Source organism: Flavobacterium sp. GP15 (assembly GCF_014281985.1).
GTDB lineage: Bacteria > Bacteroidota > Bacteroidia > Flavobacteriales > Flavobacteriaceae > Flavobacterium > Flavobacterium pygoscelis.
The window spans coordinates 32,629-49,205 of sequence record NZ_JACFTC010000005.1; the positions used below are offsets into that span (position 1 = coordinate 32,629).

Annotated in this window: 15 protein-coding genes; 6 read left to right on the forward strand and 9 right to left on the reverse strand. The window is 31.1% G+C overall.

All coding sequences use genetic code 11. The features are described from left to right. The first annotated feature begins 10 nt into the window (after positions 1-10). Positions 11-565, forward strand: coding sequence for a 1-acyl-sn-glycerol-3-phosphate acyltransferase (locus tag H2650_RS11240; protein ID WP_188050912.1), 555 nt, complete (start codon positions 11-13; stop codon positions 563-565). Between the two features lie 33 nt (positions 566-598). Here H2650_RS11240 and H2650_RS11245 read toward each other — a convergent pair whose 3' ends face one another. Then, positions 599-1,075: a helix-turn-helix transcriptional regulator gene (locus H2650_RS11245; protein WP_188050913.1), complete on the reverse strand. Its 477-nt coding sequence runs from the start codon at positions 1,073-1,075 to the stop codon at positions 599-601. Positions 1,076-1,386: 311 nt separating this feature from the next. Between H2650_RS11245 and H2650_RS11250 the strand changes: the two genes are divergently transcribed. The 4 genes from H2650_RS11250 (at position 1,387) to H2650_RS11265 (ending at position 6,309) form a co-directional block, all read left to right on the forward strand. Beyond that, complete coding sequence (locus H2650_RS11250; RefSeq protein WP_188050914.1) at positions 1,387-2,541, forward strand: M14 metallopeptidase family protein; 1,155 nt, start codon at positions 1,387-1,389, stop codon at positions 2,539-2,541. Between the two features lie 78 nt (positions 2,542-2,619). After that, positions 2,620-3,099 (forward strand): Lrp/AsnC family transcriptional regulator, encoded by a 480-nt coding sequence (locus tag H2650_RS11255; protein WP_066082003.1) that lies wholly within the window; start codon positions 2,620-2,622, stop codon positions 3,097-3,099. Positions 3,100-3,195: 96 nt separating this feature from the next. Next, the gene (locus H2650_RS11260) at positions 3,196-5,781 is read left to right on the forward strand and encodes a phosphoenolpyruvate carboxylase (RefSeq protein ID WP_188050915.1); all 2,586 of its coding nucleotides are present in this window, start codon (positions 3,196-3,198) and stop codon (positions 5,779-5,781) included. Between the two features lie 12 nt (positions 5,782-5,793). Further along, positions 5,794-6,309, forward strand: coding sequence for a DinB family protein (locus H2650_RS11265; protein ID WP_188050916.1), 516 nt, complete (start codon positions 5,794-5,796; stop codon positions 6,307-6,309). Position 6,310: 1 nt separating this feature from the next. Here H2650_RS11265 and H2650_RS15905 read toward each other — a convergent pair whose 3' ends face one another. From H2650_RS15905 to aroB, 7 genes are all read right to left on the reverse strand, one after another. Further along, positions 6,311-6,607 (reverse strand): DNA-deoxyinosine glycosylase, encoded by a 297-nt coding sequence (locus tag H2650_RS15905; RefSeq protein WP_370566868.1) that lies wholly within the window; start codon positions 6,605-6,607, stop codon positions 6,311-6,313. Next, on the reverse strand, positions 6,604-6,786 hold the full coding sequence (locus H2650_RS15910; RefSeq protein WP_255462875.1) for a uracil-DNA glycosylase family protein: 183 nt from the start codon (positions 6,784-6,786) through the stop codon (positions 6,604-6,606). Before H2650_RS15910 ends, H2650_RS15905 begins: the two co-directional genes overlap by 4 nt. 9 nt (positions 6,787-6,795) lie before the next feature. Further along, on the reverse strand, positions 6,796-8,907 hold the full coding sequence (gene recQ / locus H2650_RS11275; protein WP_188050917.1) for a DNA helicase RecQ: 2,112 nt from the start codon (positions 8,905-8,907) through the stop codon (positions 6,796-6,798). Between the two features lie 83 nt (positions 8,908-8,990). Continuing rightward, positions 8,991-9,392: a DNA primase gene (locus H2650_RS11280; RefSeq protein ID WP_188050918.1), complete on the reverse strand. Its 402-nt coding sequence runs from the start codon at positions 9,390-9,392 to the stop codon at positions 8,991-8,993. Positions 9,393-9,399: 7 nt separating this feature from the next. Then, positions 9,400-10,374: a deoxyhypusine synthase family protein gene (locus tag H2650_RS11285; RefSeq protein WP_188050919.1), complete on the reverse strand. Its 975-nt coding sequence runs from the start codon at positions 10,372-10,374 to the stop codon at positions 9,400-9,402. A 101-nt stretch (positions 10,375-10,475) separates the two neighbouring features. Continuing rightward, entirely contained in the window at positions 10,476-11,876 is a 1,401-nt protein-coding gene (locus tag H2650_RS11290) for an arginine decarboxylase (RefSeq protein WP_188050920.1), read from the reverse strand. Between the two features lie 291 nt (positions 11,877-12,167). Next, complete coding sequence (gene aroB / locus H2650_RS11295; RefSeq protein ID WP_188050921.1) at positions 12,168-13,235, reverse strand: 3-dehydroquinate synthase; 1,068 nt, start codon at positions 13,233-13,235, stop codon at positions 12,168-12,170. 93 nt (positions 13,236-13,328) lie between these two features. On the opposite strand from aroB, the gene H2650_RS11300 reads away from it, so the two are divergent. After that, positions 13,329-14,498 carry a proline dehydrogenase family protein gene (locus H2650_RS11300; protein WP_188050922.1) on the forward strand — a complete coding sequence of 390 codons (1,170 nt, stop codon included), beginning with the start codon at positions 13,329-13,331 and terminating at the stop codon, positions 14,496-14,498. A 221-nt stretch (positions 14,499-14,719) separates the two neighbouring features. On the opposite strand, the gene H2650_RS11305 is transcribed toward H2650_RS11300, so the two are convergent. Further along, a complete protein-coding gene (locus H2650_RS11305; RefSeq protein WP_188050923.1) occupies positions 14,720-16,507 on the reverse strand; it encodes an ABC transporter ATP-binding protein in 1,788 nt (595 codons plus the stop codon). Between the last annotated feature and the right edge of the window lie 70 nt (positions 16,508-16,577).

Genomic DNA, 16,577 nt, shown 5'->3' on the forward strand with positions numbered 1-16,577 from the left:
AAATTAAAGAATGAAAAAACAAATATATAAATGGATTTTTTTCAACCTTATGGGTTGGAAAATAGTAGGAACAATAGATCACGATCTTAAAAAATGTGTCATGATGGTGTTGCCTCATACGAGTGCGCATGATTTTTATTTAGGAATTTTTACTAGAGGGATTACTGGATTAGAAATGAACTTTGTGGGCAAAAAAGAATTATTTCGTTTTCCATTAGGATCATATTTTAGATATATGGGAGGAGAACCATTAGATCGTTCTGGAGGTTTAAATAAAGTAGATTCAATTGCTGCTATATTTGAACGTAAAGAAGTTTTTCGATTAGCTGTAGCTCCAGAAGGAACGCGTAATAAAACGAACGAGCTTAAAACAGGATTTTATTACATTGCTCTTAAAGCCAATGTTCCAATTGTTCCGGTTGCATTTGATTTTGGTAAAAAAGAAGTTAATTTAGGCAAGCCCGTTTATCCTACTGGAGATCTTGATTCAGATTTGGCAGTTTTGAAAAAACATTTTGTTGGAGTAAAAGGTAAAATACCAGAAAAGGGGTATAGTGTAGAATAAATTCATTTCAATTCATTCAAATCATTTTTTACCTTAATTGGGACGATAACTCTTAAAAGTTCCATTTTTATAAAAAACTACAATCTTATCAATTTCTTCCGAATCGTTTTGTTTGTTAAAATTTTGATTTTCAATTTTCTTTGATCCTGATATAAGAACAGGATCTGGAATTTGATTTTCCGAAAATAAATCTTGGGCACTAATTGGTTTATTAAATAGAGTAGTGCTATTTTTTTCATTTAAGGGTTCCGTCGCTTTTACTGCCGTTTGCAGTTCTGCTGTGTTTTTAGGAAAACTTCCTTTCCCATTCAAAATCCAATATAAATCTATTTCTGGAAAAACTTCTAAAATTTTAAGTACAAAATCCAAACTTGGTTTGTTTCTTCCTGAAAGTAGGTGAGACAAACTAGAGCGTTGTACACCAATTTTATCAGCAAAAGAAGAAGCGTTTAGGCTATAATAATCTAATATAATTTCAAGCCTTTTTATAAAATCCTCTATGTTTACCATTGTAAATTAATATTGAAAGATAACTATTTACAAATGTAATCAAAAGCTATCTGTTTTCCTAAATTACAGTTGTAAATTATACTTTTAATGTAATTTTTAGCTAATAAACACTTTAATTGATAGGTTTTAATATTCTGATATAATGTTATTTAGGTAATTATTTTAACAATGGTAACATTTCTCATTAATCATCACTCTAGCTATCATACAAAAGTAAAATAAACTGTTTACACTATTGAAATAAGCATATTATTTTTTGTTTACAAATGTAAATATAAAGATGTTTACTTTTGTAAACTAAATAAATCAGCATGAATTTAATAGCATTATTTAATAAAAATAAAGAAAGATCTATCAGTGGTAGATATATCACTTTAGTAGAAATAGAACCTTTATTGAATAAATTAAACAGTAATAATGAATTAAAAGTAATCGGAAAATCTGTCCTCGATAAACCTATATACTCCTATCAAATAGGTACAGGAAAGACTAAGGTTTTTTTGTGGTCCCAAATGCACGGAAATGAAAGTACTACTACAAAAGCATTATTCGACTTTTTGAATTATCTAAAAAGCGATGAAACCTTGGCTAATCATTTGTTAACGAATTTTACTTTTTTATGTATTCCAATGTTAAATCCAGATGGAGCTGCTTTATATACAAGATCAAATGCTAATGATGTAGATCTTAATAGAGATTCACAGGTACTTACGCAGCCAGAAAGTAAGTTTTTACGAGCTACTTTTGATGCGTTTAAGCCTCATTTTTGCTTTAATCTTCATGATCAACGTACTATTTTTGGTGTAGCCGACACCGGGAAGCCTGCAACCTTATCTTTTTTGGCGCCATCATTCAATGAGAATAGAGATGTAAATGAATCACGAATGAAATCAATTGATTTAATTGCTGCAATTAACGAAAAGCTACAGTCTTATTTACCTAATCAGATAGGTCGCTTTGATGATTCGTTTAATATTAACTGTATTGGTGATACTTTTCAGTACTTAGGAGTTCCTACTTTATTGTTCGAAGCGGGTCATTTTCAAGATGATTATCAGCGAGAAGAGACGCGTAAATTTGTTTTTATGGCGCTAATGAGTAGTTTTACTGTACTTTACGAAAACGTTATAGTTGTTAATGGAATTGGCAAATACTTGAATATTCCTCAAAATAAAGTCGTTTTTTATGATTTTATTTATAAAAACATCAAAATAAGTTATGATGGTATTGAAAAAATCACCAATTTTGCAGCACAATACAAAGAAGAATTAATTGACAATGAAGTTTGCTTTAATGCCTATTTTTCTCAAATAGGAAATTTAGAACATTATTATGGTCATTTTGAGTACGATGCGAAAGGTGCTTCTTACAAAGATGATTTAGATAACATTCCAAAATTAAACCAAAAAGCTAATTTTTATTTAGGAAATAATGTAAAATTTGTTAACGGAATGATAAAAACGTAATATTTGTATCTTTTTGTTATTTTTTATATATAATTTTATACTTTGTTAAAGCAATTAAAAAAAATTAATTTTAGAATTATGAGTAAATTTCGTTTAGATGAAGTAGATCACCAGATATTGGACATGTTGATCGATAACACAAGAGTTCCTTTTACAGATATAGCAAAAAAGTTATTGATTTCTGCAGGGACGGTGCATGTTAGAGTGAAAAAAATGGAAGATGCAGGTATCATAATGGGATCTTCATTAGTTCTTGATTATGATAAATTAGGATACTCTTTTATTGCTTATGTTGGTGTTTTTCTAAACAATACCTCTCAAACTAAATTCGTTTTAGAGCGTATTAATGAAATTCCTTACGTTACTGTAGCTTCTGTTACTACAGGAAAATTTAATATCTTCTGTAAAATTAGAGCTAAAGATACTAAACATGCTAAGGATGTGATCTTTATGATTGATGATATCGATGGTGTTTATAGAACAGAAACTATGATTTCTCTTGAAGAAAGTATTAATGATAAGAAGCGTTTGATGCATACTATTTTCAAAAATATGTAATGTTCTTGAATGCTATATAATAAATATAACCTCAAGTTTACACTTGGGGTTTTTTTATGACAATTTATTTAACTAAACCAACCACAACTATACAATATGTACACTTTACCTAAAATTGAACGCTTCAACCAAGAGGTCTTGTCAAAATACAATATTTACAATAGTGTTTTTATTACGCTTCCTTTTGATTCTATTGATAATACAGGTGCTTTGCTGCCTTTATTTTCAGAAATATGCGATGCAGGCTATAAAAAGCATGAAACTCCTAAAGAAATACTGGATTTTTTTGCTACAAGGTATTTAGAAAATGCCTCTGAAGCTGAGAAAATTGATATTATGTTTCGTTTTATTCAGTATATAGAACGACAAGTGGTTTTATTTGATGCTATTGAAGATGCTGCTTTCTCTACAGTACATAATATGGAAGGAATTGGGTCGCTTAGAGATATCAAGGAGAAATCTGATGTCAAAAATAAGCAAGAAGAATTAATTGATTTTTTAGAAGATTTTAATGTTAGAACAGTTTTAACGGCGCATCCAACTCAATTTTATCCAGGCGCAGTTTTAGGAATTATAAATGACTTAACTAATGCAATTCGAGTTAATAATTTATTAGAAATTAAGCTATTGTTGGCTCAATTGGGTAAAACTCCCTTTATAAAAGATGTAAAACCGAATCCTTTTGATGAAGCTGTGAGTTTGATTTGGTATCTTGAAAATGTTTTTTATGAGACCTCTGGTGAAATGGTTCATTATTTGCAAAAAAATATTTTTAAAGGAAACTCTATACAAAACCCATTAATTAAACTTGGTTTTTGGCCAGGAGGCGATCGTGATGGTAATCCTTTTGTTACTACTCAAATTACTTTGAATGTTGCAGAACGATTAAGAACCTCTATTTTAAAGTGTTATTATATTGAAATTAGAAAATTAAAAAGAAAATTAACTTTCTCAGGTGTAGATACTTTGGTTACTGAACTTGAATCAAAGCTTTATAGATCTGTTTTTTATTCTAAAGGAGAATTGTTTATATCCTTAGAGCAATTTAAAGCTGAATTAAATACAATTAAAGATATAATTATAGCCAAGCATCAATCTTTATATTTGGATGAATTAGAAGCGCTTTTGATAAAAGTAAATCTTTTTGGTTTTCACTTTGCTTCATTAGACATCCGTCAAAATAGTAAAATACATGATGCTGTATTTAGTGATGTTGTTGGTTATTATTTGAAAACAAATCCTGCTGTTTTTCCAGAAAATTATTTTGAATTATCCGAAGATCAAAAAATTGATGTTTTGTCAAATCTTTCAGCAGATTTAAATCCTGATGTTTTTGAAAATGAATTAACACGATTAACAATCGAATCGATTCAGGTTATAAAAACCATACAAAGTAGAAATGGTGAATTTGGTGCAAATCGCTATATAATTAGTAACAATGAGAGCGCACTAAATGTAATGGAAACTTTTGCGTTGTTTCGTTTGAGCAATTGGCAAGAACCAACAGTAGATATTATTCCGCTTTTTGAGTCGGTTGATGATTTGCATAATGCGCATGCTATTATGGAAAAATTATATTTGAATCCGGCTTATGCAAAACATTTAGAAAATAGAGGAAACAAGCAAACGATAATGCTAGGTTTCTCAGACGGAACTAAGGATGGTGGTTATTTAATGGCAAACTGGAGTATTTATAAAGCTAAAGAAGAACTTACAGCTGTTTCTAGAAAATATGGTATTAAAGTAATTTTCTTTGACGGTAGAGGCGGACCTCCAGCACGTGGAGGTGGTAAAACGCATAAATTTTATGCTTCTTTAGGTCCAAATATCGAAAATAATGAAATTCAAATTACTGTTCAAGGACAGACAATAAGTTCTAATTTTGGTACTTTAGATTCTTGTAGGTACAATTTAGAAAACTTATTAAGCGCTGGTGTTACTAATCAGGTGTTTAATAAAGGGCAAAATGAGTTGACTGTAGAGGAGAAAAGTATTTTGGATGCTTTAGCGAATATAGGTTATGAAAAATATTTGAGTTTTAAAAATCATCCAAAATTTATCCCGTATTTAGAACAGATGAGTACGTTAAAGTATTATGCTAAAACAAATATCGGTAGTCGTCCTTCTAAAAGAAGTCAATCTGCTAGTTTAGATTTTGCTGATTTGAGAGCGATTCCTTTTGTAGGTTCTTGGAGTCAATTAAAACAAAATGTTCCTGGATTCTTTGGTTTGGGTACTGCTTTGAAAAAATTTGAAGATAATAAGGAGTGGCATAAAGTTCAAGATCTATACAATAATTCATTATTCTTTAAAACCTTGTTGGAAAATAGTATGATGTCCTTGGCAAAATCATTTTTTCCACTGACGGCATATATGAAAAACGATCCCGAATTTGGTGAATTTTGGCAAATTATTTATGATGAATTTTTAGAAACAGAACGTTTACTTTTGAAAATTGCAGGTCATAAAACTTTAATGGAAAATTATCCTGATGGTAAAGCTTCTATTGATGTTAGAGAACGTATTGTGTTGCCATTGATAACAATACAACAATATGCTTTACTTAGAATAAATGAATTAAATAAAGAAAACATACCCAACGAGGAGTTAATAAAAGTGTATGAAAAAATTGTTACACGTTCTCTTTTTGGAAACACTAATGCGAGTAGAAACTCCGCTTAAAAAATAAATAAAATGAAAGCATCACAATTACCAGTAAAAGAATATGCAGAATATTTTTTCCCATACATAAGTGTTTTGGGAGATGCCACTTTGATTGAAGAATTAGAAATTTCATTGCATGAGTTTATTCGTTTTGTTCAAAATATACCCATGGATAAATTTGATTTTCGTTATGCAGAAGGGAAATGGACAATCAAAGAAATTATTCAGCATGTAATCGATACAGAGCGTATTTTTGCGTATCGCGCTTTACGTATTTCTAGAAATGATCAAACACCTTTACCCGGTTTTGATGAAAATAACTATGTAAACAATACACAGGCAAATACTAGAAGTATTCAGGATTTATTGACTGAATTGTCTGCAGTTAGACATTCAAATATTTATCTTTTTAAAAGTTTTTCAAATGAACAATTAGAAAGAACAGGAATAGCTTCAAATGCTGGGATATCGGTTCGCGCTATAGGTTTTATTATGATTGGACATCAAAAGCACCATCAAAGAGTTTTTGAAGAAAGGTATTTGTAATTTAGTCTAAAATTGCAGACCAGATTTCTAATTTTTTATCAAAAGACATTGTATTTGCAGGACTAGTTGAAGGCATCACATAATACGTGATGCCTTTTATTTGGCCAAATTTTTTCAAGAAGTACTTATGACTTTCTTTCCCATTAAAAACAATTTTAGTTATTTGAGGAAATTTTTCAAATAGCATTTCAAAATCATTTTCTTTATGGTTTTTGATATGAATGTCTAGACTTCCTTTTCTTTTGCAATTTTCTAAAACATCCCATAATCCGATTTTATGATCTTGGAGAAAGTTTATCTTTTCTTCAAAAGATCTGACACAGGTAAATTATTGAAAAGGGTGTAGATTATTTTCCAAAAATGATTTCTAGGATGTGCATAATATTCTTGCTTTTCTAAAGAGGCGACTCCAGGCATCGTTCCTAAAATCAAAATTTCAGTGTCTATGTTTACAAAAGGCAGAAAGGAATGAATCATATTTTAAATTTATATTAAAGTACTTTCTTTTTCAATTATAGCTAATGCTAATCGGATTTTTCCGTAATCCATTTTTTCTTCAAAATAATCAAAATAGGGTTTTAAGGTTGCTGGCGATTCTAGTTTTATTTTTGCTTTTGCAATATTATTTACTTCATCATCAGAAACGAAAGCTTTCAAATCAATAGAAACGCCGTCAAGATATAATTTGGCTAAATGTGACATAATTGTGCTTAGTCCTAATTTTCGTTTTTCAGCAATGGCTTCAGCAGATAATCCATTTAGATACAATTCTAAAGTCTCTTTGTAGGTAGATTTTTCCTTCTTTTTTTTAACTGCTTTTGTTTTCTGAAAATCAATAATAGCTTTGATAAACGCATCGCCATACTTTTCTAGCTTTGCTTTTCCAACACCATCAATCGCTAATAATTCTTGTTCGCTCATAGGACGTTCGGTTTCCATTTGGCGTAAAGCCGCATCACTAAAAATCACATAAGCAGGAACTTCTTCTTCCTTTGAGATTTCATAACGTAATTTGCGTAAGGTTTCAAATAGTGAATTAGCAACTGATTTTGATTTTTTTTCTTTGATTTCTTGCTTATCAATATTAATTTTTTGAACGGTTGTCAATTGTACTTTTTCACCTTCAAACAATACTTTTTTTGCAAAAGCCGTTAATCTAATTTTATTTTGTTGGTGAAAAGCGATTTCACAATAACCTAAATTAATCAATTGGATTAAGTATTGGTTCCATTCGTACCAGGAAAGATCGGCGCCAACGCCGTAGGTTTTTAGGTTTTGATATTCCTTCTCAAAAATATAAGCATTTTTAGAACCTCGCAAAAAGTCAACAATAACGGGTAATGGTTCGCTTTCTTGTAAGCGTATTATTGCTGATAATGCTTTTTGAGCAATTACAGTTCCATCAAAAAATAAAGGCGGATTTTTACAAATATCACAATTCCCACAATTCTCTGTAACGAGTTCCCCAAAATAAGAAAGCAAAATTTTACGTCTGCAGCTTAAGGCATCCGCATACTGTTTCATGCGTTCTAACTTTGCTAGTTGTACTTCGGCATTCAAACCTTGTGATGCAAATTTTTGAAGCTGAATTAGATCACCGTAACTTTCGAACAATACCGTTTCAGAAGGTAAACCATCGCGACCTGCACGACCAATTTCTTGGTAATAGCCTTCTATATTTTTAGGTAAATTATAATGAATCACCCAACGCACATTTGATTTGTCAATCCCCATTCCAAAAGCGATAGTTGCGCAAACCACATGGCAATCATCATTAATAAATTCGTCTTGTGTTTTTGATCGAATTTTATTGTCTAAACCAGCATGATACGCTTTTGCATTAACGCCTACTTTTTGCAATTTTTCAGCAAGTTCTTCAGTAGTTTTTCGACTTAAGCAATAAACGATTCCAGATTCATTTGGCTTCTCTTTTATAAAATCTATAATTTGTTTCACTCGGTCTAAAGCGGGACGCACTTCTAAACTTAGATTTTTCCTGTCGAATGATGCTACAAATATTGTAGGATTTATTAAGTTTAATTGATCGCTAATATCCTTACGTGTAGCTTTATCCGCTGTAGCAGTTAAAGCTAAGATTGGAGTAGAAGGGAAGCGGTTTTTAAGATAACCTAAGTTCGTATAGGCAGGTCGGAAATCATGACCCCAAGCTGAAATACAATGCGCTTCGTCAATTGCAATTAAACTTATTGTCAAACTATTGAATATATTGTCCAAAAAAGATAAACTTTCTGGAGCGATGTAAACTAATTTTATAAGGTTCGATTGTAATCTTTCGATAAAAAATTGGCGTTCATTTTCCGTTTGACTACTGTTTATAAAACAAGCTTCGATTCCATTTGCTTTTAAGCTATCTACTTGGTCTTTCATCAAAGCAATTAGTGGTGAAATTACGATTGTTATCCCTGGAAAAAGTAAAGCAGGTAATTGAAAGCAAATTGATTTTCCGCCACCTGTTGGCATGATGGCTAATGTATCCTTTCCGGATAATACACAATTTATGATGTCTTCCTGATTGGGTCTGAATTTTTCAAAACCAAAGTTTTCCTTTAAAGTGTCGTGTAAAATTTGATTTTTCATTTTGGCGTATATTTAAACCTAAAGTAATAAAAAAAGGAACTCAATTGAGAGTTCCTTTTAAATAGTATTATAATTAAGATTTATTAATCTTCATCATCTTGATCTTCATCATCGTCAGAAAAATCCTTATCATCTCCATCTTCATCATCTTCGTCATCACCAGTATCAGGCTTGTCGATAACTTCATCTTCGTCATCATCGTCGATGTCATCGTCTAAGTCAAGACCTTTGATCGGTTCTACTACTTCGTCAATTAACATTTCATCATCTTCATCGTAATTTTCAATCCTATCAGATAGCTTAGTACTTACTTTTACTAAATAAATAGTATCTTCAGTTCGCACTTCGACTGCTTCAATCAATTCATTTTTTGCGTTTCTAAAACTAATGATGTTAGAATCATCATAACCGTCTGGAAATTTTTCTACTAGAAGGTTTAAAATTTCGTTTGTAAGTTTTGCGTAATCAACTATTACTCTTTTCATAAATATGCTATAGGTCTAATAAATAAGCGAAAATTAAAGGTGCTACTATTGTTGCATCTGACTCTATAATAAACTTAGGAGTTGAAATATCTAACTTACCCCAAGTAATTTTTTCATTAGGAACTGCTCCAGAATACGAACCATAACTCGTAGTAGAATCTGAGATTTGGCAGAAATAGCTCCAAAACGGAACATTTTCTACTTCTAAATCTTGATCTAACATTGGTACAACACAAATAGGGAAATCACCAGCGATACCACCACCAATTTGGAAGAAACCAATTCCTTTACCACTACAGTTTTTAGGATACCAATCTGCTAACCACATCATGTATTCAATTCCACTTTTTGTTGTTGTTGGCTTGAATTCTCCTTTGATACAATAAGAAGCAAAAATATTTCCCATGGTACTGTCTTCCCAACCTGGAACTACTATTGGAAGATTTTTTTCGGCTGCAGCAACCATCCATGAATCTTTAGGATCTATTTCATAATACTGTTCTAGAACTCCAGAATTAATCATTTGGTACATGAATTCATGCGGGAAATAACGTTCTCCTGATTTATCTGCCTTGTTCCAAATATCAAATAAATGAGATTGCAATCTTCTAAAAGCTTCTTCTTCAGGAATACAAGTATCCGTTACACGATTAAAGTGATTGTCTAACAAGTCTCTTTCTTCTTGAGGTGTTAAGTCTCTGTAATTTGGAATTCTTTTATAAGAATTATGAGCTACTAAGTTCATGATATCTTCTTCAAGATTTGCACCAGTACAGGAGATAATATGTACTTTGTCTTGGCGTATCATTTCTGCTAATGACTTTCCAAGTTCAGCAGTACTCATCGCACCACCAAGGGTAATCATCATTTTGCCATTATCTAATAAATGCTCTTCATATCCTTTTGCAGCATCTACTAAGGCAGCTGCATTAAAATGCAAATAATTCTTTTCAATAAACTGACTAATTGGTCCTTTGCTCATTTTTATTTAATTTAAAATCTTGTAATTATTTAGTTGTAAAGTAGTTATCCAAATCTAATAAAATAAATTTGAATAGTGGCGTAATTAAAAAAGGTTTGTTTTTATTTTTTATCGTAACCTAATATTTTTAAAACATCTTCAGCAGTTTGCTGTTCTGAGAATACTTCGGTAGCTAATATACCATTTTCATCTCTATCTATTAAAATATGTTTAGGTTGTGGAATCAAACAGTGATGTAATCCTCCGTAACCACCAATTGTTTCTTGATACGCTCCCGTATTGAAAAATCCAATATACAAAGGTTTTTCCTTATTGTATTTAGGTAAGTAAATGGCATTCATATTCTGCTCAGAGTTGTAATAATCGTCGCTATCACAAGTCATTCCTCCTAATAACACTCTTTCGTAAGTATCATTCCAACGATTTACAGCTAGCATGATAAAACGTTTGTTGATTGCCCAAGTATCAGGAAGAGTAGTAATGAAAGAAGAGTCAATCATGTTCCATTTTTCTCTATCATTTTGCTGTTTTTGATACAAAATCTGATAAATAGCACCGCCGCTTTCTCCAACTGTGAAAGATCCAAATTCGGTAAAAATATTCGGAACATCAACTTCAGCTTCGTCACAAGCAATTTTAATTTGATTAATGATTTCGTCAATCATGTATTGATAATCAAAATCAAATGCAAGTGAATTTTTTATAGGGAAACCACCACCAATGTTCAATCCGTCTAACGATGGACATTCTTTTTTTAAGGCAACATATACTTTAATACATTTTACTAATTCATTCCAGTAATACGCATTATCATTTATTCCTGTATTGATAAAAAAGTGCAACATTTTCAGTTCCAAATTTTTATTTTCTTGAATTTGTTTTTTATAAAAACTAACAATGTTTTTGTATCCAATTCCAAGTCTTGAAGTATAAAACTCAAATTTAGGTTCTTCCTCGGCAGCAATACGAATACCAATTTTAAATTTTCCTTTGATCTCTGCTTGCAGTAAATCTAATTCTTCGTAATTATCAATGATAGGAATGGTATTCTTATGACCGTTGTTGATCAATCGAGCAATATTTTCTACGTATTGATCTCTTTTGAAACCATTACATATTACATAAGTGCTTTTATTGATTTTACCATTTTCAAGTAAATTCTCAACAATATTAATATCAAAAGCAGAAGAGGTTTCAATGTGAATATTGTTTTTGAAAGCCTCATTCATGATATATTCAAAATGAGAACTTTTTGTACAATAGCAGTAAAAGTATTTAGCTTCGTACTTGTTTTTTTCCATCGACTTTCTAAACCAGCCTTTGGCTTTATTGATATTGTTTGATATTTGAGGTAAATAGGTGAATTTTAATGGCGTACCATATTTTTCAACCAAGCTCATCAAATCGATATTGTGAAACTGAAGATTGTCTTTATTAAGTTTGAATTCCTCTTGAGGAAAATAGTAAGTTTGATTGATTAAATCAGAATATTTTGTATTCATTAGATTTTTTGAATTTTAGAGATTAGAATATTTTAAAACAAATAAATCTATAATTCAAACCCGAATATTAGCATAAATAATCTGTAATTTCTCATGATCAGATTTCAAGTACTGAAAAATATCAAAACTGAAGTTTCCTTTAATAGAATAAAAGCGTTTCAATATCCTTAGAAAAGACATATTGTTTCGCGCTTTATTAGAACTATAATTGGGTTTATTTTGACACTTTTTCATTGATGCAAATGTAAAAAAATATTATAAACAGTATGCTTCCTTTTTATAAAAATAAAATTAAGATTTATAATCCTCAAAGGCATTAAGAATTAATTCATTTTCAACGGATTGATTGATCTTTATTTTTCCGATACCTTCTATCAAAGCAAACTGTATCGTACCATATTCATTTTTTTTGTCATGAATAAGTAAATCAAGGATAGGTTCGATGTCATTATCTTCAAAAATAATAGTTTCATATATTGATTTTAGGCTTGCTTTTATTTGATGATACTCTGCTTTACTAATCAAGTTTTTGTGCAAAGCAATATAACTTTCTAAAATCATTCCTACGGCAATCGCTTCTCCATGCAATAAAGTAGTTTTATTTTCATTTTCTAAAAAGTAACTTTCTATTGCATGCCCTAAAGTATGTCCAAAATTCAAAGATTTTCGAATGTTTTTTTCTGTAGGATCTTGAGTTACAATTTCATTTTTAATTTCAACCGAACGGTATATTAGTTGATCAAAATCAGCAAAATCAATGGCTTTCAAATCCAAAAATTGCTCCCAATATTTTTTATCATAAATTAAACCGTGTTTTAGCATTTCGGCTAAACCGGATCGCATTTCGTTCTGAGACAGTGTTTCAAGATATTGAGTATCTATTAGAACCAAACTTGGAACGTTTATAACTCCAATTTGGTTTTTTAAATTGCCTAAATCAACTCCGTTTTTTCCTCCAACTGATGCGTCTACCATCGCTAACAAAGTAGTGGGAATGTTGATAAAATCTATTCCTCTTTTGAAGGTAGATGCTATAAAGCCACCTAAATCCGTAACAACTCCACCACCTAAATTAATTATAAGAGTTTTTCTATCAGCTCCAAGTTCCGTTAGTACGTTCCAGATTTGAACGCAAGTTTCGATGTTTTTATTCGATTCTCCTGCTTCAAATTCAATTATTTCAATGTTTAAATCCGTTTCTAAAAGAGGTAATAAATTTGGTAAGCAAGACTCATTTGTATTGCTATCCACTAAAATAAAAAGATTAGAATATTTGTTTTCTTTTAAATGAAGGTTTAAAGCTTCGTATGCTTTTTCGTTGAAATGAATTGGATATCCGTTGGCTTGAATTGATTGCATCTTAAATAATTTATAGTAATGGCAAAATAAGGTAATTTTTGCTGAATAATATTTAAAACTCTCTTTATATTTGTACAAAAATTTCACAAAAAAATGGAAAAAATATTCGATAATACACAAGTTGCATTTTCATTAAAAAGCGATACGGAACTAGATAGAGCTTATTTTCTTTTTAAAATGATTGACAATCAACCTTTAGTTAGGATAGGAACTGCAGTTACTAATTTTGCCTTAAAAGCAAATCTTCCTGTCGAAGGATTGATTCGTGCTACTGTTTTTGACCATTTTTGTGGTGGTGTAAATGAAGATGACTGTTTATCTGTAGTTGATAAAATGTATACTAAAGGAGTTTCGTCTGTTTTGGATTATTCTGTTGAAGGAAAAGAAGAGGAAAATCAGTTTGATGCTGCATTAGAGATGACGCTAAAAACTATTGAATTTGCCAAAGAACGTAAAGCGATCCCATTTGCTGTTTTTAAACCAACCGGTTTTGGACGTTTTGAACTGTATGAAAAAATTGGAGAAAAAACAGCTTTAAACGCAGATGAACAAGCAGAATGGAATAGAGTAGTAGCTCGTTTTGATTTAGTTTGTAGCGAAGCACATAAAAAAAATGTAGCCTTATTAATTGATGGCGAGGAGACTTGGATGCAAGATGCAGCTGATGATTTAGTAACTGATATGATGCGCAAGTACAATAAAGAGAAAGCAATTGTTTTTAATACCTTACAATTGTACCGTTGGGATCGCTTGGATTATTTGAAAAAATTACATGAAAAAGCTAAAAATGAAGGTTTTTTTATTGGAATGAAATTAGTTCGCGGTGCCTACATGGAAAAAGAAATTGCACGAGCAATAGAAAAAGGATATCCGTCTCCAATTTGCGAGACTAAAGAGGCTACTGATAAAAATTATGATGATACGGTGCGTTATATGGCTGATCATTTGGGAATGATGTCCATTTTTGCCGGAACACATAACGAATTGAGTACTTATAAACTCATGGATATTATGAAGGAAAAAGGAATAAACAACAATGATGACAGATTCTGGTTTGGACAGTTATATGGCATGAGTGATAATATTAGTTACAATCTGGCTGCTAATGGCTATAATGTGGCTAAATATCTTCCATTTGGTCCTGTAAAGGATGTTATGCCGTACTTGATTCGTCGTGCTGAAGAAAATACTTCAGTAGCAGGACAAACGAGTCGTGAATTATCAATGATCAAATCAGAGAGAAATAGAAGAAAAGGGAAATAATTTTCAGTTTTAACGTGTCAGAATTTTAAATATACAAAAAAGCTCCAATTGAAAAATTGGAGCTTTTTGCTTTAGTGTTATTTCTAATTTCTAACTCTAATTGATATAGTAAAGAAAAGTAAAAAATATTTTATATTTCGATTATTGTAAATTTTTACTTTGGAAACCAATGCATTTCTATCTAGGCACCCTCTCCTTTGAAGAGGGACGGGGAGAGGATTCTAAGTTGTACTAAACTGTAAGTTGCTTAAATTTTTATAAATCCCGTTTTCTAAACCAATTAACTCTTGATGGGTTCCTTGTTCAGAAATCACTCCATTATCCAACACTAAAATTTGATCAGCGCTGCGAATTGTAGAAAGACGGTGAGCAATTATAATACTTGTTCTTCCTTCCATCAAAATTTCTAATGCTTCTTGAACTAATTTTTCACTTTCGCTATCTAAAGAGGAAGTGGCTTCATCTAGTATTAAAATACTTGGATTTTTAAGTAAAGCGCGAGCAATAGCAATACGCTGTCTTTGTCCTCCTGATAATTTAATTCCTCTTTCACCTACAATCGTTTCAAATTTCTCCGGAAAACCTTCAATAAAGTTAAAGGCATTCGCTTGTTTTGCTGCCAAAAGAATTTCTTCATCTGTAGCATCTGGTTTTCCATAAGCGATATTTTCTTTTATGGTTCCTCCAAAAAGGATTACATCTTGAGGAACAATACTCATATTTCCACGTAAGTTTTCTAAATCGAAATCAGAAATGTTTTTTCCGTCAATTAATATTTCTCCACCTTCGATATCATAAAAACGTAATAATAACGAGGCAATAGTCGATTTTCCTACACCACTAGGTCCAACTATTGCAATTTTTTGACCAAAATTAGCGGTAAAGTTTACATTTTTTAAAACTTTGATTTCTTTTCTAGATGGATAACTGAACGCTACGTTTTTGAACGTTACGTTTCCTTTTATTTTTTCAAGAGAAGTAGTATTTTTAACGGCATTTATTTTTTCAGGAGTTTCCTCTAATAGTTCAAAAACTCTTTCCGTCGCACCAATGGCTTTTTGCATTTGAGCATACAATTCTGCAATTCCACCAGAGGAAGCGCCTACATAACTAGAATACAAGATGAAGGTGAATAATTCTCCAACAGTAATTTCTCCTGCAATACTTAATTGAACGCCGTACCAAACTACCGCTACAATAGTTCCGAACAAACAAATAATGATAAAAGAGGCAAAATAACCTCTAAGTTGACCACCTTGAATAGCAATTTTTACAACTTCCTTAATTCTCTCTTTATAACGTGCTATTTCATACCATTCATTAGCGAAAGCTTTTACAATACTTATACCTTGCATGGTTTCCTCAACCACAACCTGACTTTCAGCAACTTGATCTTGCACTCTTTTAGAATATTTTCTAATAAAGCGACCAAAAAATACCGCTGCAACACCTACTAAAGGCACTACAGAAACCATCATAATAGTTAATTTGACATTGATGCTTGCTAACATAATAAAACTTCCAATGATCAATATAAATTGACGCAGAAATTCGGCTATTGTGGTAGTTAATGTATCTTGTATTTGTGTAATGTCATTGCTTATTCTACTATTTAATTCTCCAACGCGTTTTTGAGAGAAAAACGTCATTGGTAATTTTACTAAATTAGTATAAAGAGCCAACCGAACATTTGCTAAAGTATTTTCGGTAAAATTGACAAACAAAGACAATCTAAAAAACGAGAAAACAGATTGCAATATCAATACCAATCCAAGGCCAAGTGCAATTTGATTGGCTAAATGGCTGTCTTTTTTATTGACACAATCCACTAGCATTCCCATAAATTTAGGAAAAGCCAATGCCGTTACACTGGTTAGTAATAAAAAAACAAGACCAACATAGAATTTCCAGCTATTATTGCCTGCATATTTAAAAATTATTTTTGCTTTATTGAGTGAACTTGCTGTAATTTTTGATTTTGGTAAATCATTTTCTTTGAATCTTCCCATTTTTTTTTATTTGTGAAGCAAATGTAAGACTATAAGAAGTGAATACAAAAAAATGATTCAGATTCATTTC

Coding starts and splice junctions, on each gene's coding strand:
- H2650_RS11300 (WP_188050922.1), top strand. CDS start 13,329: ATGGAAAAAATATTCGATAATACACAAGTTGCATTTTCATTAAAAAGC.
- H2650_RS11245 (WP_188050913.1), bottom strand. CDS start 1,075: ATGGTAAACATAGAGGATTTTATAAAAAGGCTTGAAATTATATTAGAT.
- H2650_RS11250 (WP_188050914.1), top strand. CDS start 1,387: ATGAATTTAATAGCATTATTTAATAAAAATAAAGAAAGATCTATCAGT.
- H2650_RS11255 (WP_066082003.1), top strand. CDS start 2,620: ATGAGTAAATTTCGTTTAGATGAAGTAGATCACCAGATATTGGACATG.
- H2650_RS11280 (WP_188050918.1), bottom strand. CDS start 9,392: ATGAAAAGAGTAATAGTTGATTACGCAAAACTTACAAACGAAATTTTA.
- H2650_RS11285 (WP_188050919.1), bottom strand. CDS start 10,374: ATGAGCAAAGGACCAATTAGTCAGTTTATTGAAAAGAATTATTTGCAT.
- H2650_RS11240 (WP_188050912.1), top strand. CDS start 11: ATGAAAAAACAAATATATAAATGGATTTTTTTCAACCTTATGGGTTGG.
- aroB (WP_188050921.1), bottom strand. CDS start 13,235: ATGCAATCAATTCAAGCCAACGGATATCCAATTCATTTCAACGAAAAA.
- H2650_RS11305 (WP_188050923.1), bottom strand. CDS start 16,507: ATGGGAAGATTCAAAGAAAATGATTTACCAAAATCAAAAATTACAGCA.
- H2650_RS15910 (WP_255462875.1), bottom strand. CDS start 6,786: ATGATTCATTCCTTTCTGCCTTTTGTAAACATAGACACTGAAATTTTG.
- recQ (WP_188050917.1), bottom strand. CDS start 8,907: ATGAAAAATCAAATTTTACACGACACTTTAAAGGAAAACTTTGGTTTT.
- H2650_RS11265 (WP_188050916.1), top strand. CDS start 5,794: ATGAAAGCATCACAATTACCAGTAAAAGAATATGCAGAATATTTTTTC.
- H2650_RS11290 (WP_188050920.1), bottom strand. CDS start 11,876: ATGAATACAAAATATTCTGATTTAATCAATCAAACTTACTATTTTCCT.
- H2650_RS11260 (WP_188050915.1), top strand. CDS start 3,196: ATGTACACTTTACCTAAAATTGAACGCTTCAACCAAGAGGTCTTGTCA.